The sequence below is a fragment of the Ruegeria sp. G5 genome, from assembly GCF_056533365.1.
In genome coordinates this window covers 550,701-573,482 of the sequence record NZ_JBQFOK010000001.1, presented here as the reverse complement: position 1 = coordinate 573,482, position 22,782 = coordinate 550,701, and the positions used below count along the sequence as shown (strand labels likewise).

Genomic DNA, 22,782 nt, shown 5'->3' with positions numbered 1-22,782 from the left:
TTACCCGCGCCCGATATAAGGCATTGTCGTCGCCATCACCGTCATAAACTGCACATTCGCCTCGGGCGGTAACGACGCCATGTGCAGAACGGATCGCGCTGCATCCTCGACCGCCATGGTGGGGTCGGGTTGTTGGCCGGACGCAATGGTTGCATCAGTAAGATCCTGCACCATCTGCGTGCGCGCGTTTCCGATATCAATCTGACCACAGGCGATCCCGAACGCACGCCCGTCCAGTGAAAGGCTGCGGGTCAGACCGGTCACCGCATGTTTGGTGGCGGAATAATGAGTGGAATTCGGGCGCGGTACATGGGCCGCAATTGATCCGTTATTTATGATGCGCCCACCCTGAGGGTGCTGATGGCGCATGATGCGAAACGCCTCACGTGCACATAAGAACATGCCGTTCAGGTTGACGTTGACGCTTTGGTACCAGTCTTCAAGGGCGATCTCATCAATGGTGCCGCCGGGTGCAAAAATACCTGCGTTGTTGAACAGGACGTCCAAGTGACCGGTCTCGTCCTGAAATAGCTGAAACGCCTTCGACACAGCATCGGGGTCGGTGACATCTGCTGGCAGAGAGACTGCATTTGCGTTCTCAGACGCCATTGCATCCAATGCCTCGACACTGCGTGCGATCAAGCCCACGGTCCAGCCTTCGGCCAAGAACAGCTCGGCCGTGGATCGACCGATACCAGAGCTGGCTCCTGTCACGATAATGGTTTTCATGTTTCTTCCGCTTCCAATGTCAGGGCCGCTGCCGGGGCCGCACGCAAATCATCGACGCGCAAGGGATGGGTTGGCTTGGCCAGGCGATTGCGCACGACCCATATTAACCGTTCTTGCGCCCGAGTTATGGCAACATAGGCAAGGCGCTTCCACAAGGGTTGACCCGCTTCGGTCCGCCCCATGCGCGCGGCCGCGTAAATGTCGGGTGCAAAGACCTGCACAGTATCCCATTGCGACCCTTGGGCCTTGTGTATCGTGACCGCCGCGCCATGCAAAAACGTCGCCCCCATCCGCGCTGCGTAGGGAATAAATGGCTCTTCCTCGTCGGGCATTTCAATTTTCACGATCGAAGCCGCGCTGACCTGAGGGTCTTCCGCGCCCGTCACATGTAATCGAGAAAACCCGGGCTTTCGACCCGGCCCAAGATAGATGACCTGAGCCCCCTTGATGAGCCCCCGCGCCTCGAGGTCCAGTCGCTTTTTGCGGTGTTTCAACGGAAGCTCGATCCCATCGCAAATCAGCGGCTCACCTTCCAACAATTCGGTATCAGGTGCCCCGTGCACATGTCTGAACGCCTGTATCAATCGGATTCGCGTGGCGTTTCGCCAGACCAGAACCGGGCTGCGGGCCATTAGGTCAACTTCGACCCGCTGTCCCCATATAACCCGGTCATCCTTTAGCGCGGTCTGCTCGACCATGCGTTCGAAATCCTCAAACCCAAGCGCAGGGTCGGCAAGCGCATGCGCCAGATCCAGAATCGGATTGTCTGCTGTCTGCCTGTGCACGCGCTGCAGGATTTGTTTTCGTGGCTCGGGCAAACCGTCAAAAACCATGCTGCCCGATTGGTTGACCGGCGCCAACTGCGCAGGATCGCCAAACAGAAGCAGAGTAGGGAAAATTTCCTGAAGATCCTCGAATTGCCTGTCGTCCAGCATGGATGCCTCGTCGACAAAGCCAATATCCAAAGGCTCATCCCGGCGTTTCCAACCTGTGATAAAGTCAGATCCCCGCAGTCCTGCCGCGGCCAACGCGCCCGGTATCGACTTGTTGTTTTCATAAAACGCGGCCGCCCGGTCCAGCGCTTCATCGGTCAGGCCTTCGATCTCGGGTCGCTCGTCATTTCCCGCCAGCCATTCTGCGATCCGTTCATATTCCGGGTCATAGACCGGCGTATAAAGGATACGGTGAATCGTTGTTGCAGGCACCCCTCGCAGCCGCAATACGCTGGCGGCCTTGTTGGTTGGGGCAAGAATAGCGAGACTACGCTTATCACGGGCTTTTCGGCTTTCGAAATCACCCGAGACAACTTGTACACCTGTTTCAGCAAGGGCTTTGTAAAGCTCGGCCAACAACAGCGTTTTGCCTGACCCGGCCTTGCCAATAACGGCCATGACACCGGATTTTCCGTTGCCCGGCAATTTCAGCAAAGCGTCATCATCCAGGTCTACGCCTGCTGATTTCAACATCTCTGAGATGTTGTCGTAGGCGGCAGCCTGGTCATCGGAAAAGGTTACGGGGGTCAAAGACATGGCGCGACCCTACAGGGCCGCGCAGCCTATCGCCAGATGTGGATTTGGGTTTTCCGCCTTTCAGGCTGACATCGCAAAACGATGCTGCCGCCCGGTGCCAAAAGCTGTTTTAAACCAAAGACGCGACAGCTCGCGAGGGATGCCTGCGCGTTCGGCGACGCGGTTACAGTCTTCTGAAGAATAGGGCCACAAACCGACCGAGATCTGATCGCGCCCTTCACCTTCCGAACCAAGGACAACCGGCGATGATCCAATCAGACGGTAAATACGGATCATTCGCGCGTCAAAGACACCGGCGATATGGGTCAGGCCAAAACCCTCCATGATCTCTCCGCCGCTCAACATAATCGCCCCGGCCGTACGAGGGCTGGCTGTTCGCGACAGACAAAACCGTGTCACTTCCCAAATCAGAGGGCTGTGAACCGGTTTGCCACCCGTGAGATGCCCAAACACTTCGTTGACCATAACCGGGCCGGTTGTCGGAAGGACGCGCATGGAACCACCATGGCTGCCATCCTCTTCTTCCCAGATTACATAGAGCGGGTTCAGGTCATCGTATTGATCCCGCTCTTCACCCTTGTCGTTAACATGAACGTCCCAACCCAGCCGGGTCTTGAACTGATCTGCCCGGTCCCGAAACATCCCGTCCGCCAGATTTGGAAACTTGTGTAATTCGTCGGCAAACAAATAGCGCAACATGACTTTTTCCCCTTGTCGTCCTGTGCAGGAACGAAGGGGGTACAAAGCCGTGGTTAATTTCCGGTTCGAGGGGCGCTCGGTCGTTAAACGACTATTAATCCCCGGCTGAGCGCAGTTGCGATGGCATGCGTGGTGTTCAGCGCCCCAAGCTTGGCGCGCGCGCTTTCGATATAGACCCGTAAGGTATGTTCAGAGATCGACAGTGAATGTGCCACCTGCGCGCGGCTGTATCCCAGCGCAAGTAACGTCATCGCATCGACCTCGCGCGGAGACAATCCGCGGGGTGCATCCGGTTGACGGTTGCTTTCAAATTCTAACGCTTTGCGATTAAAGAAATGCGCGATCAGGATCAGCTCGCGCCCATGGCTGTCGATGAAAGCCTTCCACACTTCATCGCTGCAGGAGTGGTTTACGGTAAACAAAGCGAACTGCCCGTTCGGACCACGGATCGGAATCGAATAACCTTGGTTCCCGACCCCATGCTCTAACGCGTCCTGAAGAAAGTTCTTCGCGACTTTTCCTGACCAGTCCAGCGCTTTCCAGTCGACAGGATGGAACCGTTGAAAACAGCCCAGGATCACAGGATCAATCCGGTGATAGTTGCGTTCAAGATACCTTTCGGCCCACGCATCCGGATAGGTCGTATACCCGTACTGATCGCCAGCACCATCAACCCAATGGTAAATCAGATGCTGTACCTTCAGCCGATCACGCAGTCGAACTGCAACATCACCCAGCTCGTCAAGCGTGCTGGTGCTTTCCAAGTCCTCCAGGACCTGGCTCAAATCGATTTGCGTTCCCATTCGCAGGCGCTCGTGCCTCGTTCTTCATGGACGCAATCTCGGCCGCTGCGATCAGCTTGGTGTCATCAAGCTGTTCAGCAAGCGCGGTCAAACCGTTCTCAACCGCGAAGGCGTTGAGGTCCGACAAAACGTCCAGTATCCACTCATTTTGCGCCATCCAAAGTCTCTCCGAAACGGTTAACGAAGGGTTAACACAACCATAACATGTACAGTGTTTTTTAGCCTATTCACCGATTTCTACTCCCCAAAAATAGCGGGGCAGCAATTTCCAAGCCTTTGGTAATTCTGCTCCTAGCGTGAAAAAGGAACCACCCGCGAACCGGTTGCGCGGTTCGCGGGTGTCTCTGATGTTTGTTTGACGGGTTACCTGCCCGCGTCAAGGACCTCTTCGAGGGTGCGCATACCGGTGCGCGGTGCCTGAACCAGAACCGACATATTCCCCGGCTTATGTTCGTTGCGCATCATTTTCATGTGCGCCTCAGGCAGGTCCTGCCATGTAAAGACTTCGGACATGCAGGGATCAAGGCGGCGTTCAACCATCAATTGGTTCGCAGCCGAAGCTTGTTTCAGGTGCGCAAAGTGCGAACCTTGCAGGCGCTTTTGATGCATCCACATGTAACGCACGTCGAATGTCAGGTTGTAGCCTGTAGTACCCGCGCAGATCACAACCATGCCGCCCTTTTTCACCACGAAGGTCGAGACCGGGAACGTGCTTTCACCGGGGTGTTCGAATACCATATCGACATTCACGCCCTTACCGGTGATGTCCCAAATGGCCTTGCCGAATTTACGGGCCTCTTTGAACCACTCGGCATATTCGGGTGTGTTGACTGTAGGCAGCTGACCCCAGCAATTGAAATCCTTGCGGTTCAGAACACCCTTGGCGCCCAGACCCATCACAAAGTCACGTTTGCTTTCGTCAGAGATAACCCCGATCGCATTCGCACCAGCGGTGTTGATCAACTGAATAGCGTAAGAGCCCAATCCTCCTGATGCGCCCCAGACCAGAACATTTTGGCCGGGTTTCAGGTCATGCGGCTCGTGCCCGAACAGCATCCGGTAGGCGGTGGCTAGCGTCAGAGTGTAACAGGCGCTTTCCTCCCAAGTCAGGTGCTTGGGGCGCGGCATCAGCTGTTGCGCCTGAACATTGGTGAACTGCGCAAATGAACCATCGGGCGTTTCATAACCCCAGATGCGCTGGCTATCCGAATACATCGGGTCACCGCCGTTGCAAGCCTCGTCATCGCCGTCATCCTGATTGCAGTGAATGACAACTTCATCACCCACTTTCCAGCGCTTTACCTTGTCACCCACGGCCCAAACGATACCCGATGCGTCCGAACCGGCGATGTGAAACGGTTGACCATGCCCATCAAACGGGCTGATCGGTTTACCGAGCGAGGCCCAAACACCGTTGTAGTTAACGCCGGCGGCCATCACCAGAACCAGAACCTCATGGCTGTCGAGCTTGGGAACATCGACCACTTCCAGCTGCATAGCCGTATTCGGCTCGCCATGACGTTCCCTGCGGATCGCCCAGGCGTACATTTTCTTGGGCACATATCCCATCGGAGGGATTTCACCCATTTCATAGAGGTCTTTTTCCGGCGCATCGTAAGACGCGATACCGCTTTCGGTGTCCAGAGCCATATTGGCCTCCTTTATCTCATTGCTTTCGCCGCGATGCAGAATCGCTTGCATTAACAGATGAGATATTGGGCATTGAGAAATATTGCAATAGATTTTGGATGTATTTTGTAATTTTATGACCCAGCGGATGCAGAAAATTACTTTGCTATCGCAGCATTCAAGCTTTCCCGATCCAAATCGACAGAGTCTGCATAGTAGTTCAACAGGTCAACGCGTTGGCCGGACTGGGCTATTTTCCCCTCCGATCGCAGTAAAATCCGACGTTCAACTAATTGATCCAATGCCGCCGATACCGAGGCCTGAGCCTGTTCTGCGGAGTTTCCGTCGCGTAGCATAAGATCCGCAATCACGCGACGCGCCTCGTCTTCGGGCAGGCTTTCACACTCGCGAACAAGCCAGCACGCGGCTGGAATCGGAAGTACGGGAATCGCGCCCCTGATACGCGACATCAACTCTCGGGCCAGATCGGTAACGACATCACCACCGTGCTCGGCCTGAAACTGTTGCAGCGAAACAGGCCGACCGTAACGCACAGCGGCAAGACCAAAGCGTTTGTAGCGCCCGACCAGTCGGCGGCCGATCTGTTTAAGTATCCATCCGGTGATAACACCAATCCGTGCGTGGAACCGCCGTTGATTTCCAAGGGCTGCCTTGGTCAGAATCGTATCTTCCAGCACACGGTCGTAATTCAATGCGACGGGCACAAACACCACGTCCTTACCGTCCGGTCGCGTACCGTCGACGATATATTTCAACAAACCAAGTTTGGGCCGACCCAAAGCCCCCGTCAGGCTAAGGCCGCCCTCTGGAAACATGGCCTGTGTCACGCCAGCCTCGGTCGCGTGCCTAACATAACAAGACAGCACTTGACGATACAACTCGCTTCCTGACCGGCGGCGGATAAAGTAAGCTCCCATCGCCCGGATCAGGCGGCTAAGTGGCCAAACCCTGGCCCATTCGCCCACAGCATAAGACAGCGCAGATTGCTGCGCGGCAAGATACGTCACCAGAACGTAGTCCATGTTGCTGCGGTGATTCATCACAAAAACCACTGTCGCGTCAGGGTCGATATTCTTTACGGCGTCATTATCCTGATAGGTCAGCCGCACATCATAAAACGCGTTGCTCAAAGCCCGGGCCGCTCGAATGGCAAAACTGAAATACGCGACCGCAGAAAAGGAAGGCACAATTTCACGCGCGTAACGCCGCGCCTGTTCGAAAGCGACGGCCTCAGGCACACCCGCTTCGCGCGCATGATCCTGTACGGCGTGACTAACCTGAGGATCATAAATCAAGCGCTGAATCATGTCGTGACGTTCGGCCAATTTGAAGGGCTGGATGGGTCGCTGAAGACGTGTGTTCAGCCGTTTAACCGCCCGTTCAAGCCTGCGTCGGAAAAACCACCGCACGGACGGAAACAAAAAATGAGACGCCAACGTGACCACGGCGAACACCAGGATCAGCAAAAAAAGCCAAAGCGGAAGCTCCACGGTCTGAGTCATGCGCGCACCCTGCCAGCAAACGCTGCGTCCTACAATCACAAGAAACCCATATGCCGCAACGCAGCGAATTGACATATCCCGAAAATTGCGCTTTAGAACCTCTGAGAGTAATTTTCTTACCCGTCAAGCACACGAGGCCCCTTATGACGCAGATGCAGAAAGATCGCCCTTGGCTCATCCGAACCTACGCCGGTCATTCCACCGCCAAGGCGTCAAACGCATTGTACCGGGGGAACCTCGCAAAGGGGCAAACGGGCCTGTCGGTGGCCTTCGACCTGCCGACTCAGACCGGGTATGACAGCGACCACACGCTGGCGCGCGGCGAGGTGGGAAAAGTCGGCGTACCGATCAGCCATCTGGGCGACATGCGGGTCCTGTTCGATCAGATTCCGCTGGAACAGATGAACACCTCGATGACGATCAATGCGACAGCCCCATGGTTGCTGGCGCTATACATCGCGGTTGCCGAAGAACAGGGTGCCGATATTTCACAACTGCAAGGCACCGTGCAGAATGATCTCATCAAAGAGTACCTGAGCCGCGGAACCTATGTTTGCCCGCCAAAGCCATCCCTGAAGATGATCGCGGACGTGGCTGAGTATTGTTATTCGCATGTGCCCAAATGGAACCCGATGAACGTATGTTCCTATCACCTGCAAGAAGCCGGTGCCACGCCCGAGCAGGAATTGGCATATGCGCTCGCCACCGCGATTGCCGTTCTGGACGAGCTGCGTCCGCGCGTCCCTGCTGAGGATTTCCCTGCGCTTTGCGGCCGGATTTCGTTCTTCGTGAACGCGGGCATCCGCTTTGTCACCGAGATGTGCAAGATGCGCGCCTTCGTCGACCTATGGGATGAGATTCTGCTGGACCGCTACGGCGTCGAAAACCCCAAGTTCCGCCGCTTTCGCTATGGCGTTCAGGTGAACTCGCTTGGATTGACCGAGCAACAGCCCGAAAACAACGTCTATCGCATCCTGATTGAGATGCTGGCCGTAACCTTGTCCAAAAAGGCTCGTGCGCGCGCCGTTCAATTGCCTGCTTGGAACGAGGCCCTCGGCCTACCCCGCCCTTGGGATCAGCAATGGTCGATGCGGATGCAGCAGATTCTGGCTTATGAGACCGATCTTCTGGAATATGGCGACCTGTTCGATGGCAACCCGAATGTGGACTCTAAGGTCGAAGAACTGAAAGAAGGCGCACGCGCAGAGCTGGCCAATCTGGACTCGATGGGAGGTGCCGTAGCCTCGATCGAGTACATGAAGTCCCGCCTTGTGGATTCAAACGCAGAACGGCTGAACCGGATTGAACGGAACGAGACTGTCGTGGTTGGCGTCAACAAGTGGACCGACGGTGAAACATCGCCACTGCAAACCGAAGACGGCGGGATCATGGTCGTCGACCCAGCCGTTGAACAAGAACAGATCGCACGCCTGAATGAATGGCGCGGCGATCGCGACGAGGCGGCAGTAGCCAGCGCGCTTGCTGCGCTGCGGGACGCGGCGCGAACCGGAGCAAACGTTATGGCTCCGTCCATCGCCGCCGCCAAGGCAGGTGTCACCACCGGTGAATGGGCCGAAGAAATGCGCAAGGCCTACGGCACGTATCGCGGCCCGACCGGTGTGTCGGGCTCGGTGTCCAACAAGACCGAAGGGTTGGACGATCTTCGCGCGGCAGTCGATGCCGTTAGCGACAGGCTGGGCCGTCGGCTAAAATTCCTTGTCGGAAAACCCGGCCTGGACGGGCATTCAAACGGAGCCGAGCAAATCGCGTTTCGCGCCCGCGACTGCGGAATGGACATTACCTATGATGGTATCCGCTTGACCCCCGAAGAAATCGTGAACGCCGCGATGGAAGACAAAGCCCATATCATCGGCCTTTCAATTCTGTCGGGCAGCCATATTCCGTTGGTCGAAGACGTTATGGCACGGTTGCGGCAGGCCGGATTGGAAGACGTACCGGTAATTGTCGGCGGCATTATCCCGGACGAGGATGCCGCAAAACTAAAGGCGATGGGCGTCGCTGAAATCTACACACCCAAGAACTTTGAGTTGAACGCAATCATGGATGACATCGTCACCTTGGTTGACCCCCAAACCCTCGCCGCGGAATAGCGCGCGCAGGGCGTTTTCGGTTTTGATCTGATCCGAGCGATAAAACGGGGTATTTGCGCGTTAAGCTTGTAACTACGGCTACTCTTCCAGTAAGCCGTAGTTTCTTATGTGGGCCGGAAAACAACGGGAATCATCGTCAGCATAGCGATTTGCAACCACAAAGCGGAGCGACACGGGGCGCAACAAATGCCCGATCGCTGCACCGCTGCGCAGGTTTAGATACGTTTCACTTCTGCTGTGCTGTCTGAATTTGCGCTGAACCGGCTCTGTAAAAATGGCGTTAGGCCTGAATCCAAGGGGACAAAGCTTTAAAATGACGATCCATATTGGTGCCGCTAAAGGTGAGATTGCTGAAACCGTACTTCTGCCGGGTGACCCTTACCGGGCGAAATGGGCGGCTGAGACCTTTCTGGAAGACGTCAAACTGGTAAACGAAACCCGCGGAATGCTGGGCTATACCGGCACCTGGAAAGGAAATCCGGTTACGATTCAGGGCAGCGGGATGGGGATGCCATCACTGTCGATTTATGTAAACGAGTTGATCCGCGACTACGGTGCAAAAACGCTGATCCGCATCGGTTCATGCGGCGGCATGCAAGACAGCGTTAACGTTCGAGATGTCATTCTGGCGATGACCTCGACCACGCTCAGCACACCTTCTCGTGGGATTATGAAAGAGCTGAACTTTGCGCCCTGCGCCGATTGGGGTTTGCTACAGGCCGCGGCAGACGCCGCAGCCACCAAGGGCACCCCAACCCATATTGGTGGAATATACTCGTCGGATGTTTTCTATGATGAGCGGCCCGATCTGAACGATCAAATGGTTCGGCACGGTATTCTTGGCGTTGAGATGGAGGCCGCAGAACTCTATATTCTGGCCGCGCGTCACAAATGCCGGGCCCTCGCGGTGCTCACGGTATCCGACCATTTGCTCACCGGTGAGGCGTTGCCCTCGTCCGAGCGCGAGCGCAGTTTTGGCGAGATGGTTGAGATTGCGCTTCATGCGGCGTTCCCCGACGCCGAATAACAGTCCAAAGCCACCGAGGTCGCCTTAACCCTGCCTGCTTTTCAAACATTGGGTAGGCGCATCATCGCCAGATTGTTCCGCACCGCAAAAGGCACAGACCCAAGTGCCCTCTTTGCGGTGTTGGCGCCAGCGACAGTCGCGGGTCAACGACGTGGTCCGCGAGCGCCATAAAAGGTATGCAAAGACCCCAAGGGCCAAAATAAGCAAGAGAATGGGCATGACTATGCTTTGCCCAATCTCTGTATGGCTTCAAGTGTCTTGGTCGGGTTTCACGCAGCGTTTGCGTATTCGAACAGCTCTGGTTCGGCTTTATCCTGTCCGACGACCGGCTCGGGCATGTAATAGGCCCAAGCCTGTTCAAGAACTGCCAGCGCTTCTTGCGCTTTGGATTTGCTGTCTGGTTGAGTTTTCTGCATCGGAACGATCCCGTATAGGTGATATCATTCCTCCCTGATCGATCAGATAACGTCGATCAGATCGCGCTGCAGCCCATGATTTTGCAATCTTGCCATGCGCTTGCCGCAACCCGGCAAGCACATGGAATCAAGCCGTTATACGGCGCGTTCGACCATCATTTTCTTGATTTCCGCAATCGCCTGTGCCGGGTTCAAACCCTTGGGGCAGGTCTTTGCGCAATTCATGATGGTGTGACAGCGATACAGTTTGAACGGATCTTCCAATTCATCCAAACGCTCACCCGTCGCTTCGTCACGGCTGTCGATGATCCAGCGATAGGCATGCAACAACGCGGCGGGCCCGAGATAGCGGTCACCGTTCCACCAGTAGCTGGGACACGAGGTCGAGCAGCTGGCGCACATCACGCATTCATACAGACCGTCCAGTTTCTTGCGGTCCTCGATGGACTGCTTCCACTCTTTCGCGGGTCGGTTCGTCTTGGTTTCCAGCCAGGGCATGATCGATGCGTGCTGCGCGTAGAAATGCGTCAGGTCCGGGATCAGGTCCTTGACCACCGGCATATGTGGCAACGGATAGATCTTCACGTCGCCCTTGATCTCATCCATGCCGTAGATACAGGCCAGCGTGTTGATCCCGTCGATATTCATCGCGCACGACCCGCAAATCCCCTCACGGCAAGACCGGCGGAAGGTAAGTGTTGGATCAATCTCGTTCTTGATCTTGATCAGCGCGTCCAAAACCATCGGGCCGCAGCTATCCATATCAACGAAATAAGTATCGACGCGCGGGTTCTGACCGTCATCTGGGTTCCAGCGATAAATCTGGAACTTACGCACATTGGTCGCGCCATCAGGTTTGGGCCACGTCTTTCCGGTTGTGATCCGGGAATTCTTTGGGAGGGTCAGCTGTACCATATGTTCCTCTCCTTAGAACGTCCGCGCTTTGGGCGCGATTTTCTGAAGGCTGATGCCACCTTCGTTTTCTGTGGTCAGCGGATCGACGATGACCGGGCGATAGCTAAGTTCAACCTTGCTGCCTTCAACTCGGCTGACGGTATGAACGCGCCAGTTTTCATCGTCGCGTTCCGTGAAGTCTTCGTGCGCGTGCGCACCACGTGATTCCTTACGCGCTTCGGCGCCCACAATCGTTGCCAGCGCGCTTGGCATCAGGTTGGTCAGCTCAAGCGTTTCCATCAGGTCACTGTTCCAGACCAAAGAGCGGTCGGTCACCTTCAGATCGTCCATCTTGGCAGCGATCGCGGTCATCTTCTCGACGCCTTCGGCCATCGTCTTGGCAGTACGGAAAACGGCCGCGTCGGCCTGCATGGTTTTCTGCATCTCAAGTCGCAGGTCGGCCGTCGGGATTTCACCACTGGCGTTGCGAACGGCGTCGAACCGATCAAATGCTTTGTCGACAGACGCCTGGTTCAGAACAGGGTTTGATGCCTCAGCATCCACCACTTTACCGGCCCGGATTGCCGCCGCACGCCCAAAGACCACTAGGTCGATCAGAGAGTTCGAACCCAAACGGTTCGCCCCATGGACCGACGCACACCCTGCTTCACCCACGGCCATCAGGCCCGACACAACAGCGGTTGGGTCGTCGGCGGTTGGGTTCAGCACCTCACCCCAATAGTTCGTGGGAATGCCACCCATGTTGTAGTGCACGGTCGGAAGAACCGGGATCGGTTCTTTGGTGACATCGACACCGGCGAAAATCTTGGCTGATTCCGAGATGCCGGGCAGACGTTCCGCCAGTGCCTCGGCAGGCAGGTGCGACAGGTTCAGGTGGATATGATCGCCTTCGCCGCCGACACCACGCCCTTCGCGGATTTCCATGGTCATGGACCGGCTGACGTAATCGCGGGGCGCAAGGTCTTTGTACTGGGGCGCATAGCGCTCCATGAACCGCTCTCCTTCGGAGTTGGTCAGGTAACCACCCTCGCCCCGTGCACCTTCTGTGATCAGACAGCCCGAACCGTAGATGCCGGTCGGGTGGAACTGCACAAACTCCATGTCTTGAAGGGCCAGACCCGCGCGGGCCACCATGCCGCCGCCATCACCGGTGCAGGTATGGGCCGACGTGGCCGAGAAATAGGCACGGCCATAGCCGCCAGTTGCCAGCACCACCATCTTGGCGTTGAAGACATGCATGGTGCCATCGTCCAGCTTCCAGCAGACAACGCCCTGACACTGCCCGTCGTCGGACATGATCAGGTCGATGGCGAAATATTCGATATAGAACTCGGCGTTGTTCTTCAGCGACTGACCATAGAGCGTGTGCAAGATCGCGTGACCGGTCCGGTCAGCCGCGGCACAGGTGCGCTGTACGGCAGGGCCTTCACCAAATTCAGTGGTGTGCCCGCCGAAGGGACGCTGATAGATTTTGCCTTCTTCAGTACGGCTGAACGGCACACCGTAGTGTTCCAGCTCATAAACCGCCTTGGGTGCCTCACGCGCGAGGTATTCCATCGCGTCGGTATCCCCCAACCAGTCCGAACCTTTGACGGTGTCGTACATGTGCCACTGCCAATGGTCCGGCCCCATGTTCGACAGCGACGCCGCAATCCCGCCTTGCGCCGCAACCGTGTGCGAGCGCGTCGGGAAAACCTTGGTTACACAAGCCGTGCGCAACCCTTGTTCTGCCATGCCCAGAGTGGCGCGCAGTCCGGCCCCACCAGCGCCGACAACGACCACGTCATATTCATGTGTTTCGTATTCGTATGCAGCCATTTCGTTCAGCTCCGGGAATTAAAGGGCAATGCGCGCGATGGCGAACAAGCCAGCCGCTGCCGCGCCGTAAGACAGGCAGGTGGTCAGGATGATCAGGACTTTTTCCATGGTGCCATGGACATAATCCTCAAGCATCACCTGCGCGCCTTCGGCAAAGTGTTTGAACCCGATAACCAGTGTCAGCGCCGCGACAATTGCCGGGAAGGGGCGCGAGTAATAGTCCAGCACCACATCATAGGGCTGTCCCAGTACCGGGCCGAATGTGAAGATGAAAAGCGGAACAAGGATCAGCAAAGCAACCGAGCTGACCTTCATCCGCCAGAAATGCGCAGTCCCCGCCTTGGCTGAACCCAGGCCAATCGCGCGTTTACGGTCCGTCAGATAACGCATGTCAGGCCTCCTTTAAGCGACGATGATCAGGGTCAAAAGGGTCAGAACGACTGAACCGATGACAACCGCCCAACCCAGCTTGGTCGCGGTGGGCAAGTCCAGCCCCACGGCGTTATCCCAAATCAGGTGACGCACACCAGCCAGGGTGTGATACCACAGACCCCACAAGGAAAACGCCATCACCAGATCACCCAGAACCGAGGTCACCCACCAGTTTGCGCGTTCAAATGCCTCGGGCGACGTCGCGGCGGCCAGAAACCACCACACGATCAGCAACGCGGCCACGATCATGGCGTTTCCGGTGATACGGGTCAGAATGGATGTGACCGAGGTCAGCTGCGGTCGATAAATCGACAGGTGCGGTGATAACGGGCGATTGCCCCGATTAACATCGGCCATGGCGGCTCCTTTTCGGTTGGCTACCGAACGTTTTACTGGTTTTTGCGACACTGTCACGTGCTGCACATGCAAAAAAGCCGCAAATTGACGCAATATGGCAGATATTGCGAAAACGTGATCACACAAAATAATGACGTGATCACAAAAGAAATCGAGTCCTTTGGATGTTAGCGCCGCGACTTCCGAATCTGCGTTTCGACTATTCCAACCCAGCCGTTTGTTGTGTCACTTCCCGCAGCAACTTTTTCCGGATGCGCTCGGGATAATCCGCGAATCCGGCGGCCGAAACAACGAATGCGCCTTCGCCCACTATAACGTTTTCAAAGAAGTAGGCGGTCAGGTCCGGTTCACTCTCTTCAATGGCGATCGCATTCACCGTCACACCTCGGTTTCGCAGAACGTCATGTATTTCGTTAGGTTCGACCCCCTCGTTCGAGATTCCGTCGCCAGATATGTCGATCAGATGACGTTTGCATTCAGAAACCTCGTCAAAGCTGGACAATGTCATCTCGAGCGCTTCTCCGATCGCGGTGGAAAAGTTGCGCCACACCCTAGGGTCAGCCGCCACTTGATCGGCAAAGCGATCCAAAGTTTCAAAACTGTCGATCCGGGTCCACGGGATCGTCACTTTTTGCCGCGACGCACCGGTCCACTGCACCAGCATCAATCTGGCATCGCCCCGCACCAGCGCCTCGGACACGATTGGGTCGCGCAAACCGGCAGCCAGACCGTCCATCTGAATGCGGTATTCTGTGGAATCAACCGACCCGGAAACATCAACTGCCAGAGCTAAAGCGAGGTCACACGCCAAAGCGGGAGAAGAAAGACCAAAAGTGACCGCAAGGGAACGAAGCAGAACCATGCGCGCAGCCTAGCACGATTGGCCGTCATTGCGATCACATGAATGTGGGCGTCGATCAAATCGGCATAAGGGCCCAATAATCAAGGTCGAGCAGGACATCAGGAAGGTACTTGCCGTCCTCACCCTTTATCTCAAATGCCGGCCCACCTTTGGTGGCGACCAGCCGCAGGCGAATGGCACCAACACCGGGCACGTCGGTTTCCGCCTTGTCCAGAACCTCGGACCAGGCTTTGATTGTGTCGCCCGCGAAACAAGGGTTGGCATGCGCCCCACCGTTCAGCCCAACGATCATTTGCGCGTTTGCAAGCCCGTTGAAGGACAGCGCACGCGCCATCGAGATCACGTGCCCACCGTAGATCAATCGACCTTCGGGCCGGAACGTCAGGTCGAAATGTACTTTGGCCGTATTCTGCCACAGCCGAGTTGCCAGCATATGCTCGGCCTCCTCCACGGTGACCCCGTCGACGTGATCAATTTTTTCGCCAACCGAGTAGTCACCCCAACGGTGCGACTCTCCTGCAAGCGCAAAGTTGTAATTGGTGAAGTCCAGACCGTCAGGAACGATCAGATCTTGCGGTTCCAAGACCTTTTTCAGTTCCGGAACGACCGTATCGGGTGCAGGTGCACCCGGATCTGATTTACGCACCATAACCCAACGAACATAATCCAGAACGGTTTCGTCCCTTTGATTCAGGCCGCGTGTGCGCACCCAAACAACGCCCGTCTTGCCGTTAGAGTTCTGCTTGACGCCGATCACCTCGGATTCCGACCGCAACGTATCGCCGGGATAAACCGGTTTCAGCCAGCGTCCTTCGGCGTACCCAAGATTGGCGACCGCATTCAGTGATACATCCGGGACGGTCTTGCCGAACACGACATGAAAGGCGGCCAGATCATCAATCGGGCTTTTCGGCAAACCGCTTGCCCGGGCAAACTCGTCCGAGGAATACAGCGCATGACGCGCTGGATAAAGCGCGTGATACAAGGCCCGCTCGCCATCTGTCACAGTCCGCGGCACCGCATGATGCAGGACCTGACCGACAGAGTAATCCTCAAAAAAGCGTCCCGGATTGGTTTTTGCCATTACTGCAGTCCCAGTTTCATATCGGGGGAATAGTCGGCCTCAACGTCTTTGGTCACAGCTTGCGCGCACCGCATGACGTTGTTGGCCGCGTCAAAGGCGTATGAGGGGCCGCCGTAAAGCTCCCAACCTTTGGCCAGGGCATCGGACACCTTGTGGCAGAAAGCCGAGGTGTCCTCCTCGGTCAGAATGCGATAGAGTTTCGCCATCGGTATACCTCTTACGAACCAAACGGTGACGGGCCAACCAGCCCGTGAATATAGCCGATGATCCCAAGCAGAACGATCGAGGCCACAAAGAACATCGCGTCCTTACCGTAGGTGCCAGGTTCACCCGGCGTCCACTCGGGCTCGGATTTGTTGATCACGATCACTTCGACCACGGCCCAGGCCAGCAACCCGCCGAACAGGATGATCGAGGCCAGATCGCCATTCACCAGCAGATGCGCAAAGGCCCACAGCTTGAACCCGCCCAGCATCGGATGGCGCAGTTTGTTCAGCAGGCGGCCTTTCTTCGCTGCGGGGCTCATCAGAAAGATGGCGATCAGCACCAACAAGTTGTTGACGTGGATCAGGAATGTCGGCGGTGCCCAGACATAGACGAAATCGGTCATGCGATAGCCGAAGATCATCAACACAATCGCCGCGACCAAAGCCAGCGCCACGGCGCCCTTGCCGCCATCGCCCATCGCCGCGCGCTGCGTAGGCATTACACGTTTGAACAGATGAGCCGCCCACCAAAGCGCCACACCAAGGATCAGAAGAACAAAGCCCATGCTGGCTTACCCCGCTTGCAAAGCTGAAATTGCCTCTGCTTTTGCCAGAATTTCGCGGGCGGTTGCAACGTGCAGGTTTTCAACAATTTTGCCATCAACGACGGCAACACCCTGCCCTTGGGCCTCAACCTCTTCAAACGCTACAATCTGACGTCGTGCCAGATCGATCTCGGCATCTGACGGCGCATAGGCCGCATTGGTGATATCCACTTGCGCCGGATGGATCAGAGTCTTGCCATCAAACCCCATATCACGCCCCTGCTCACATTCCGCAGCAAGGCCAGCGTCATCTTTGAACGCGTTATAAACACCATCCACGATCACCAGCCCCTCGGCCTTTGCGGCCAGCAGACACAGCCCCAGCGAAGCCATCATGGGCAAGCGGTCAGGACGGAAACGAGTTTGCAGCTCTTTGGCCAGGTCATTTGTGCCCATCACAAAGCCCGCCATCAGAGGGTGGGCGGCAATCTCGGCTGCCTTCAGCATCCCGCGCGGCGTCTCCATCATTGCCCAAATGGGTAAATCTGCGGTGATTGCGGCCAAGGCATCCACATCCGCCGCGGAATTCACCTTGGGCAAAAGAACCACATCGGCATCCATATCTCGAACGGCTTCTGCATCGGCACGGCCCCACTCGGTGTCTAGCCCATTGATCCGCACAATCTTGACGCGCGCGCCATAGCCACCAGCGTCCAGCGCAGCTTTGAGGGTGGCGCGCGCATTGTCCTTTTCATCCGCTGCCACCGCGTCTTCCAGATCAAAGATTATCGCGTCGACGGGAAGAGTGCGCGCCTTGTCCAGCGCGCGGTCCCGGGAACCGGGGATGTACAGAACAGAACGATAGGGGCGCTGACGGGGGTCCACGGGCCTCTCCCTCTTGAAATAAAGTTGCGCGAAATGGGGCATTATTTTTCGGAAAGTTCAAGGACAAAATCGCCGCATCGCAGCATAAACGACGCAACGTACGTTTATTTAACCAGATTTCGGAGTCTACTCCGCACTTTTTGGGTCAGTTGAACCCGAAGGAATCGCGAATGAAAAAGACACTCATCAAGATGACAATTGGCTTGGGCATCATGGCTCTGGCCGCTCAACAGGTGAACGCGCAAACATGTGCGCCGCGAAAAGATGTGCTCACACGCCTGGCTGAAACCTATGGGGAAACACGCCGCGGGATAGGGATCGCCCGACAGGGTGTTGTGATGGAGGTATTCGCGTCAGACCAAACCGGAAGCTGGACGATTACCGTCACACATCCCGATGGAATGACATGCCTGTTTGCCTCGGGCCGCGCGTATGAAGATACGGCCGAAGATTTGCCGCCCAACACTTAGGTCAATGCATCCCAAATCAACTTGCTGCCAGTTAAGGTCAACAAGACATAAGCGATACCAAAGAACAGGCGTTCGGACAGCATAAAATGGGCTCGAACGCCAAGCCAAGCACCCAGAATGGCAAATGGGGTCAACAACAGATCAGCCAAGGCCGTGTGCCACGTGAACAGACCCAGATAGGCGTATGGGACGAACTTGGCAAAATTGATCACCCAGAACACCAACACGGTTGACGCCTGAAATTCGGTTTTCGAAAGCCGTTGCGATAACAGGTACACTGCGGCCGGGGGTCCCCCGGCATGGCTGACAAAGCTGGTGAATCCAGCCACCAGACCCGCGAACAAGCCTGCGGGCGGCGGTAGTCGATTTGCAAACCCGCGAATCCAACCTTTGCTCTGCGCCATATGCCACACCACAAACCCAACTGAGATCCCTCCGATCAGCAGCCGTAGCAAATCGTCATCGGTGGCTCGGTAAAGCCATGCGCCTAGTGCCACACCGGGCACAGCCCCAAGGATCAGCAACCTCGAGTCCGGCCAGCTCCAGCGCTTCCAATATGGTCCAAGCGTGGTGACGTCGATCACCATCAGGATCGGTAACATCAATGCCAGCGCCTGGCCTGGTGTCAGGATCAATGCCAGAATCGACGAAGACGCAAACGCTACGCCAGACCCAAAGCCACCCTTGGAAATGCCAGCAAAAATCACTGCCGGGATCGCCACTGCAAAAAACATCAAGTTCAATTCGAACATGTGGCATCCCGTAAATACGCCTGTGTGCTAGGCCATTTAGCGCAATCACAATGGAGAGAGCAAACAGTATGCGGTTGCATGCCGCGCCGCAGGACACTTGCAAGAAACGCATTTAACGACTAGCAAAACCGCGATTTCAAAACCGACCGGAGATAATCCAAATGGCCAGACCCAAGATCGCGCTGATCGGCGCAGGTCAGATCGGCGGCACGCTCGCCCACCTCGCAGCAATGAAAGAACTCGGTGACGTTGTCCTGTTCGACATCGCCGAAGGCACCCCCGAAGGCAAGGCGCTGGACATCGCAGAATCCGGTCCCTCGGAAGGGTTCGACGCCAAGCTGAAAGGCACGCAGTCCTATGAAGACATCGCAGGCGCGGATGTCTGCATCGTCACAGCCGGTGTCCCTCGCAAACCGGGCATGAGCCGCGACGACCTGCTGGGCATCAACCTGAAGGTCATGAAATCCGTGGGTGAAGGCATTGCCGCCAACGCGCCCAACGCGTTTGTCATCTGCATCACCAATCCGCTGGATGCGATGGTCTGGGCACTACGCGAATTCTCAGGCCTGCCCCACAACAAGGTCTGCGGTATGGCAGGCGTTCTGGACTCGGGTCGCTTTGCCCACTTCCTGTCGGAAGAATTCAACGTCTCTATGCGCGATGTCACTGCATTCGTTCTGGGCGGTCACGGCGACACGATGGTGCCGTCCGTTCGTTACTCGACCGTTGCCGGTATCCCGTTGCCCGATCTGGTTGAAATGGGCTGGACCACACAAGAGAAACTGGACGCTATCGTTCAGCGCACCCGTGACGGCGGTGCCGAGATCGTTGGCCTGCTGAAAACCGGATCGGCCTTCTACGCTCCGGCTACTTCGGCGATCGAAATGGCCGAAGCCTACCTGAAAGACCAGAAACGCGTTCTGCCGTGTGCTGCCTATTGTGACGGTGAACTGGGTGTCGAAGGCATGTATGTCGGCGTACCCACCGTTATCGGCGCTGGCGGCATCGAACGCATCGTCGACATCAAACTCAACGCAGAAGAGCAAGCCGGGTTCGATAACTCGGTCAACGCCGTAAAAGGCCTGATCGAGGCTTGTAAGGGTATCGACAGCTCTTTGGCGTAAGCTTTTGCACAGAACTGATGAACCCGGCTCCTTGCAAAAAGGGGCCGGGTTTTTGTTTATCTGAGAGCGGCATCTTCCCGAAACAAAGCACCAGTAGTCGTGACGCCGAGCAAAATCATGCAAGCCGCGAACACGACAAGTTATGCAAATCAACCTTGTCACCTAAAAAGCGGCTGATAAGCTCTGCTACGGTTAGCGCTAGCTTCCGACACATTACATTCCAAGGTCGGAATTCCGTGCCGAATCAACAGAAAGCAGCAACTCAAACTTTGTGATCACACCCAAAAAAGGCGTGATCACAAATAGTGAAAATCTTCGTGAAAAAGCGCTTCGACGTCAAAAAAGCCTTTAAACTTGTCCCCTAGACCCCCCTATAAAGGTGTAATCGTAGTCAGACGGGACATATTTCGATGAACATTCACGAATATCAGGCCAAAGCGCTTCTTCGCAGCTATGGCGCTCCGGTCTCCGATGGACGCGCCGTGTTGCGCGCCGAGGAAGCCAAAACCGCAGCCGGTGAACTGGACGGCCCCTTGTGGGTTGTCAAAGCACAAATCCACGCAGGTGGACGCGGCAAGGGGTCTTTCAAAGAGGCCGACGCCGGTGAAAAGGGCGGTGTCCGTCTGACCAAATCGGTGGAAGAAGCGGCAGAAGAAGCCAAAAAGATGCTGGGCCGCACCCTGGTGACGCATCAGACCGGCCCCGCAGGCAAGCAGGTCAACCGCATCTATATCGAGGCCGGTTCCGGCATCGAACGCGAACTGTACCTGGCGCTGCTGGTGGATCGCCAGACCAGCCGGATTTCCTTTGTCTGCTCGACCGACGGTGGCATGGACATCGAAGAGGTGGCGGCAGCCACACCAGAGAAAATCCTTTCTTTCTCGGTGGACCCCGCGACCGGTTATCAGGCCTATCACGGCCGCCGCATCGCCTTCTCACTGGGACTGGAAGGTGCGCAGGTCAAGCAATGCGTCAAGCTGATGAACCAGCTCTACAATGCCTTCGTCGAGAAGGATATGGAGATGCTGGAGATCAACCCGCTGATCATCTCGGACAAAGGTGACCTGAAAGTTCTGGATGCCAAGGTCGGCTTTGATGGAAACGCGGTCTACCGCCACCCTGACATCGCCGAACTGCGCGACACGACCGAGGAAGACCCCAAAGAACTGGAAGCCTCGAAATACGACCTGAACTACATCGCTCTGGACGGTGAGATCGGGTGTATGGTGAACGGCGCCGGTCTGGCGATGGCCACGATGGACATCATCAAGCTCTACGGTGCTGAACCTGCCAACTTCCTCGACGTAGGCGGTGGCGCGACCAAAGAAAAAGTGACCGAAGCGTTCAAGATCATCACCTCGGACGACAACGTCAAAGGCATTCTGGTCAACATCTTCGGCGGCATCATGCGCTGTGACGTCATCGCCGAGGGCGTTGTCGCCGCGGTGAAAGAGGTCGGCCTGCAGGTTCCGCTGGTCGTGCGTCTGGAAGGCACGAATGTCGAGAAAGGCAAAGAGATCATCAACACCTCTGGCCTGGACGTGATCGCAGCGGACAACCTGAAAGACGGTGCCGAGAAGATCGTGAAGGCCGTCAAAGGCTAATCCCAATTCCGTAGGGTGTGCTTCGGCACACCTTTCCGAAGAATTCTGGCAGGCCGAGGCCCGCCAAAAAAAGGAGAACGCCAAATGGCAGTCCTCATCGACGAAAATACCAAAGTGATCTGTCAAGGCTTTACCGGCTCGCAGGGCACATTCCATAGCGAACAGGCCATTGCTTATGGCACCAAGATGGTCGGCGGCGTGACCCCCGGCAAAGGAGGGCAAACACATCTTGACCTGCCCGTGTTCAACTCGGTCCACGAGGCCAAGCATGTGACCGAAGCCAACGCCTCGGTGATCTATGTTCCACCGCCCTTCGCGGCGGACTCGATCCTCGAAGCGATTGATGCCGAGATGGAAGTGATCGTCTGCATTACCGAAGGTATCCCGGTTCTGGACATGATGAAGGTGAAACGCGCGCTGGAAGGTTCAAGCTCGCGCTTGATCGGGCCGAACTGCCCTGGTGTCATCACGCCGGATGCCTGCAAGATCGGCATCATGCCCGGCCACATCCACAAGCGCGGCTCGGTCGGCGTTGTGTCCCGCTCGGGCACCCTGACTTATGAGGCCGTCAAGCAGACCACCGATGTGGGTCTCGGCCAGTCCACCTGCGTCGGCATCGGCGGCGACCCGATCAAAGGGACCGAGCATATCGACGTGCTGGAATGGTTCCTGGCTGATGACGAAACCCACTCGATCATCATGATCGGTGAGATCGGTGGCTCGGCCGAGGAAGAAGCCGCGCAGTTCCTGGCGGATGAGGCCAAGAAAGGCCGTAAAAAGCCGGTTGCTGGCTTCATCGCAGGCCGCACGGCCCCTCCGGGCCGCCGCATGGGCCACGCAGGCGCGATCGTCGCCGGCGGCAAAGGTGGTGCCGAGGACAAAATCGAAGCCATGCGCTCAGCCGGTATCGTAGTGGCAGAAAGCCCCGCGACGCTGGGTGAGGCTGTGCTGGAAGCGATTGGTTAGGCTATGTCTGCCCCCTGCGCATATGTGCTGAGGGCAGCACCCTATCTGGGGTGGTTGCGAAGCGCCCGTCCTCTGGGGCGGGCGGGCTTCATTGTCGCGCTTGCTTGCTCAAGTGGCACAGCGGGCGCCGAAGCTTCCAACAAAACACCGTCGGATCAATTCATCGTTCGAGCCATTCCCAGTGTGACAGGCGGTTCGACAGAAACACTAGGACAAGACCGCATATCATTCACTTACTTGAGCATTCGTGTTGATAATGAGGAACTGCAAACAGCGGCCGACTTCTGGTGCACACA

General features: G+C 56.5%; 24 protein-coding genes. 6 read left to right on the top strand and 18 right to left on the bottom strand.

Annotated features, from left to right (window positions below; genetic code table 11):
* The 7 genes from ACR0BD_RS02860 to ACR0BD_RS02830 form a co-directional block, all read right to left on the bottom strand.
* A complete protein-coding gene (locus ACR0BD_RS02860) occupies positions 1-729 on the bottom strand; it encodes an SDR family oxidoreductase (RefSeq protein ID WP_480828767.1) in 729 nt (242 codons plus the stop codon).
* Positions 726-2,258 (bottom strand): ATP-dependent DNA helicase, encoded by a 1,533-nt coding sequence (locus ACR0BD_RS02855; protein WP_480828766.1) that lies wholly within the window; start codon positions 2,256-2,258, stop codon positions 726-728. Before ACR0BD_RS02855 ends, ACR0BD_RS02860 begins: the two co-directional genes overlap by 4 nt.
* A 60-nt stretch (positions 2,259-2,318) precedes the next feature.
* Positions 2,319-2,957 carry an acyl-homoserine-lactone synthase gene (locus tag ACR0BD_RS02850; protein WP_480828765.1) on the bottom strand — a complete coding sequence of 213 codons (639 nt, stop codon included), beginning with the start codon at positions 2,955-2,957 and terminating at the stop codon, positions 2,319-2,321.
* 83 nt (positions 2,958-3,040) lie between these two features.
* Positions 3,041-3,760, bottom strand: coding sequence for a helix-turn-helix transcriptional regulator (locus ACR0BD_RS02845; protein ID WP_480828764.1), 720 nt, complete (start codon positions 3,758-3,760; stop codon positions 3,041-3,043).
* A complete protein-coding gene (locus tag ACR0BD_RS02840) occupies positions 3,699-3,917 on the bottom strand; it encodes a hypothetical protein (RefSeq protein ID WP_480695876.1) in 219 nt (72 codons plus the stop codon). The genes ACR0BD_RS02845 and ACR0BD_RS02840 overlap by 62 nt, the downstream gene beginning before the upstream one ends.
* A 206-nt stretch (positions 3,918-4,123) precedes the next feature.
* A complete protein-coding gene (gene ccrA, locus ACR0BD_RS02835) occupies positions 4,124-5,410 on the bottom strand; it encodes a crotonyl-CoA carboxylase/reductase (protein WP_480695215.1) in 1,287 nt (428 codons plus the stop codon).
* Positions 5,411-5,547: 137 nt separating this feature from the next.
* Positions 5,548-6,912 (bottom strand): 1-acyl-sn-glycerol-3-phosphate acyltransferase, encoded by a 1,365-nt coding sequence (locus ACR0BD_RS02830; protein WP_480828762.1) that lies wholly within the window; start codon positions 6,910-6,912, stop codon positions 5,548-5,550.
* Positions 6,913-6,962: 50 nt separating this feature from the next.
* On the opposite strand from ACR0BD_RS02830, the gene ACR0BD_RS02825 reads away from it, so the two are divergent.
* Both ACR0BD_RS02825 and deoD read left to right on the top strand, forming a co-directional pair.
* Positions 6,963-9,023, top strand: coding sequence for a methylmalonyl-CoA mutase family protein (locus ACR0BD_RS02825; protein ID WP_480828761.1), 2,061 nt, complete (start codon positions 6,963-6,965; stop codon positions 9,021-9,023).
* Between the two features lie 313 nt (positions 9,024-9,336).
* A complete protein-coding gene (gene deoD, locus ACR0BD_RS02820) occupies positions 9,337-10,050 on the top strand; it encodes a purine-nucleoside phosphorylase (protein WP_480695221.1) in 714 nt (237 codons plus the stop codon).
* Positions 10,051-10,319: 269 nt separating this feature from the next.
* Here deoD and ACR0BD_RS02815 read toward each other — a convergent pair whose 3' ends face one another.
* The 10 genes from ACR0BD_RS02815 to ACR0BD_RS02770 form a co-directional block, all read right to left on the bottom strand.
* Complete coding sequence (locus ACR0BD_RS02815; RefSeq protein WP_480828760.1) at positions 10,320-10,466, bottom strand: hypothetical protein; 147 nt, start codon at positions 10,464-10,466, stop codon at positions 10,320-10,322.
* A 135-nt stretch (positions 10,467-10,601) separates the two neighbouring features.
* Complete coding sequence (locus ACR0BD_RS02810) at positions 10,602-11,381, bottom strand: succinate dehydrogenase iron-sulfur subunit (RefSeq protein ID WP_480695225.1); 780 nt, start codon at positions 11,379-11,381, stop codon at positions 10,602-10,604.
* A gap of 12 nt (positions 11,382-11,393) precedes the next feature.
* Positions 11,394-13,199 carry a succinate dehydrogenase flavoprotein subunit gene (sdhA, locus tag ACR0BD_RS02805; protein ID WP_480828758.1) on the bottom strand — a complete coding sequence of 602 codons (1,806 nt, stop codon included), beginning with the start codon at positions 13,197-13,199 and terminating at the stop codon, positions 11,394-11,396.
* Positions 13,200-13,217: 18 nt separating this feature from the next.
* Positions 13,218-13,589, bottom strand: coding sequence for a succinate dehydrogenase, hydrophobic membrane anchor protein (gene sdhD / locus ACR0BD_RS02800; RefSeq protein WP_480695229.1), 372 nt, complete (start codon positions 13,587-13,589; stop codon positions 13,218-13,220).
* A gap of 12 nt (positions 13,590-13,601) precedes the next feature.
* On the bottom strand, positions 13,602-13,988 hold the full coding sequence (gene sdhC / locus ACR0BD_RS02795; protein ID WP_480695231.1) for a succinate dehydrogenase, cytochrome b556 subunit: 387 nt from the start codon (positions 13,986-13,988) through the stop codon (positions 13,602-13,604).
* 199 nt (positions 13,989-14,187) lie between these two features.
* Entirely contained in the window at positions 14,188-14,850 is a 663-nt protein-coding gene (locus ACR0BD_RS02790; protein ID WP_480828756.1) for a DUF1194 domain-containing protein, read from the bottom strand.
* Between the two features lie 55 nt (positions 14,851-14,905).
* Positions 14,906-15,934: a MaoC family dehydratase gene (locus ACR0BD_RS02785; protein WP_480828754.1), complete on the bottom strand. Its 1,029-nt coding sequence runs from the start codon at positions 15,932-15,934 to the stop codon at positions 14,906-14,908.
* Positions 15,934-16,140 carry a DUF1737 domain-containing protein gene (locus tag ACR0BD_RS02780; RefSeq protein ID WP_480828753.1) on the bottom strand — a complete coding sequence of 69 codons (207 nt, stop codon included), beginning with the start codon at positions 16,138-16,140 and terminating at the stop codon, positions 15,934-15,936. Before ACR0BD_RS02780 ends, ACR0BD_RS02785 begins: the two co-directional genes overlap by 1 nt.
* A gap of 11 nt (positions 16,141-16,151) precedes the next feature.
* Entirely contained in the window at positions 16,152-16,706 is a 555-nt protein-coding gene (locus ACR0BD_RS02775; RefSeq protein WP_480828752.1) for an NnrU family protein, read from the bottom strand.
* 6 nt (positions 16,707-16,712) lie between these two features.
* Positions 16,713-17,570, bottom strand: a complete 858-nt coding sequence (locus ACR0BD_RS02770) for an HpcH/HpaI aldolase/citrate lyase family protein (protein ID WP_480828751.1) — start codon at positions 17,568-17,570, stop codon at positions 16,713-16,715.
* Positions 17,571-17,740: 170 nt separating this feature from the next.
* On the opposite strand from ACR0BD_RS02770, the gene ACR0BD_RS02765 reads away from it, so the two are divergent.
* Positions 17,741-18,040, top strand: a complete 300-nt coding sequence (locus ACR0BD_RS02765; protein WP_480828750.1) for a hypothetical protein — start codon at positions 17,741-17,743, stop codon at positions 18,038-18,040.
* Here ACR0BD_RS02765 and ACR0BD_RS02760 read toward each other — a convergent pair.
* The gene (locus ACR0BD_RS02760) at positions 18,037-18,792 is read right to left on the bottom strand and encodes a sulfite exporter TauE/SafE family protein (protein WP_480695244.1); all 756 of its coding nucleotides are present in this window, start codon (positions 18,790-18,792) and stop codon (positions 18,037-18,039) included. The genes ACR0BD_RS02765 and ACR0BD_RS02760 overlap by 4 nt on opposite strands.
* 161 nt (positions 18,793-18,953) lie before the next feature.
* On the opposite strand from ACR0BD_RS02760, the gene mdh reads away from it, so the two are divergent.
* The 3 genes from mdh (at position 18,954) to sucD (ending at position 22,486) form a co-directional block, all read left to right on the top strand.
* Positions 18,954-19,916 (top strand): malate dehydrogenase, encoded by a 963-nt coding sequence (mdh, locus tag ACR0BD_RS02755; RefSeq protein ID WP_480695246.1) that lies wholly within the window; start codon positions 18,954-18,956, stop codon positions 19,914-19,916.
* A 410-nt stretch (positions 19,917-20,326) separates the two neighbouring features.
* The gene (gene sucC / locus ACR0BD_RS02750) at positions 20,327-21,520 is read left to right on the top strand and encodes an ADP-forming succinate--CoA ligase subunit beta (RefSeq protein WP_480828749.1); all 1,194 of its coding nucleotides are present in this window, start codon (positions 20,327-20,329) and stop codon (positions 21,518-21,520) included.
* Positions 21,521-21,604: 84 nt separating this feature from the next.
* Positions 21,605-22,486: a succinate--CoA ligase subunit alpha gene (gene sucD, locus ACR0BD_RS02745; RefSeq protein ID WP_480695250.1), complete on the top strand. Its 882-nt coding sequence runs from the start codon at positions 21,605-21,607 to the stop codon at positions 22,484-22,486.
* Positions 22,487-22,782 lie beyond the last annotated feature (296 nt).

What these genes read in the sequence shown, in the direction of transcription:
- ACR0BD_RS02860 (WP_480828767.1), bottom strand. Translation starts at nt 729, where the DNA reads ATGAAAACCATTATCGTGACAGGAGCCAGCTCTGGTATCGGTCGATCC.
- ACR0BD_RS02855 (WP_480828766.1), bottom strand. Translation starts at nt 2,258, where the DNA reads ATGTCTTTGACCCCCGTAACCTTTTCCGATGACCAGGCTGCCGCCTAC.
- ACR0BD_RS02850 (WP_480828765.1), bottom strand. Translation starts at nt 2,957, where the DNA reads ATGTTGCGCTATTTGTTTGCCGACGAATTACACAAGTTTCCAAATCTG.
- ACR0BD_RS02845 (WP_480828764.1), bottom strand. Translation starts at nt 3,760, where the DNA reads ATGGGAACGCAAATCGATTTGAGCCAGGTCCTGGAGGACTTGGAAAGC.
- ACR0BD_RS02840 (WP_480695876.1), bottom strand. Translation starts at nt 3,917, where the DNA reads ATGGCGCAAAATGAGTGGATACTGGACGTTTTGTCGGACCTCAACGCC.
- ccrA (WP_480695215.1), bottom strand. Translation starts at nt 5,410, where the DNA reads ATGGCTCTGGACACCGAAAGCGGTATCGCGTCTTACGATGCGCCGGAA.
- ACR0BD_RS02830 (WP_480828762.1), bottom strand. Translation starts at nt 6,912, where the DNA reads ATGACTCAGACCGTGGAGCTTCCGCTTTGGCTTTTTTTGCTGATCCTG.
- ACR0BD_RS02825 (WP_480828761.1), top strand. Translation starts at nt 6,963, where the DNA reads ATGCCGCAACGCAGCGAATTGACATATCCCGAAAATTGCGCTTTAGAA.
- deoD (WP_480695221.1), top strand. Translation starts at nt 9,337, where the DNA reads ATGACGATCCATATTGGTGCCGCTAAAGGTGAGATTGCTGAAACCGTA.
- ACR0BD_RS02815 (WP_480828760.1), bottom strand. Translation starts at nt 10,466, where the DNA reads ATGCAGAAAACTCAACCAGACAGCAAATCCAAAGCGCAAGAAGCGCTG.
- ACR0BD_RS02810 (WP_480695225.1), bottom strand. Translation starts at nt 11,381, where the DNA reads ATGGTACAGCTGACCCTCCCAAAGAATTCCCGGATCACAACCGGAAAG.
- sdhA (WP_480828758.1), bottom strand. Translation starts at nt 13,199, where the DNA reads ATGGCTGCATACGAATACGAAACACATGAATATGACGTGGTCGTTGTC.
- sdhD (WP_480695229.1), bottom strand. Translation starts at nt 13,589, where the DNA reads ATGCGTTATCTGACGGACCGTAAACGCGCGATTGGCCTGGGTTCAGCC.
- sdhC (WP_480695231.1), bottom strand. Translation starts at nt 13,988, where the DNA reads ATGGCCGATGTTAATCGGGGCAATCGCCCGTTATCACCGCACCTGTCG.
- ACR0BD_RS02790 (WP_480828756.1), bottom strand. Translation starts at nt 14,850, where the DNA reads ATGGTTCTGCTTCGTTCCCTTGCGGTCACTTTTGGTCTTTCTTCTCCC.
- ACR0BD_RS02785 (WP_480828754.1), bottom strand. Translation starts at nt 15,934, where the DNA reads ATGGCAAAAACCAATCCGGGACGCTTTTTTGAGGATTACTCTGTCGGT.
- ACR0BD_RS02780 (WP_480828753.1), bottom strand. Translation starts at nt 16,140, where the DNA reads ATGGCGAAACTCTATCGCATTCTGACCGAGGAGGACACCTCGGCTTTC.
- ACR0BD_RS02775 (WP_480828752.1), bottom strand. Translation starts at nt 16,706, where the DNA reads ATGGGCTTTGTTCTTCTGATCCTTGGTGTGGCGCTTTGGTGGGCGGCT.
- ACR0BD_RS02765 (WP_480828750.1), top strand. Translation starts at nt 17,741, where the DNA reads ATGAAAAAGACACTCATCAAGATGACAATTGGCTTGGGCATCATGGCT.
- ACR0BD_RS02760 (WP_480695244.1), bottom strand. Translation starts at nt 18,792, where the DNA reads ATGTTCGAATTGAACTTGATGTTTTTTGCAGTGGCGATCCCGGCAGTG.
- mdh (WP_480695246.1), top strand. Translation starts at nt 18,954, where the DNA reads ATGGCCAGACCCAAGATCGCGCTGATCGGCGCAGGTCAGATCGGCGGC.
- sucC (WP_480828749.1), top strand. Translation starts at nt 20,327, where the DNA reads ATGAACATTCACGAATATCAGGCCAAAGCGCTTCTTCGCAGCTATGGC.
- sucD (WP_480695250.1), top strand. Translation starts at nt 21,605, where the DNA reads ATGGCAGTCCTCATCGACGAAAATACCAAAGTGATCTGTCAAGGCTTT.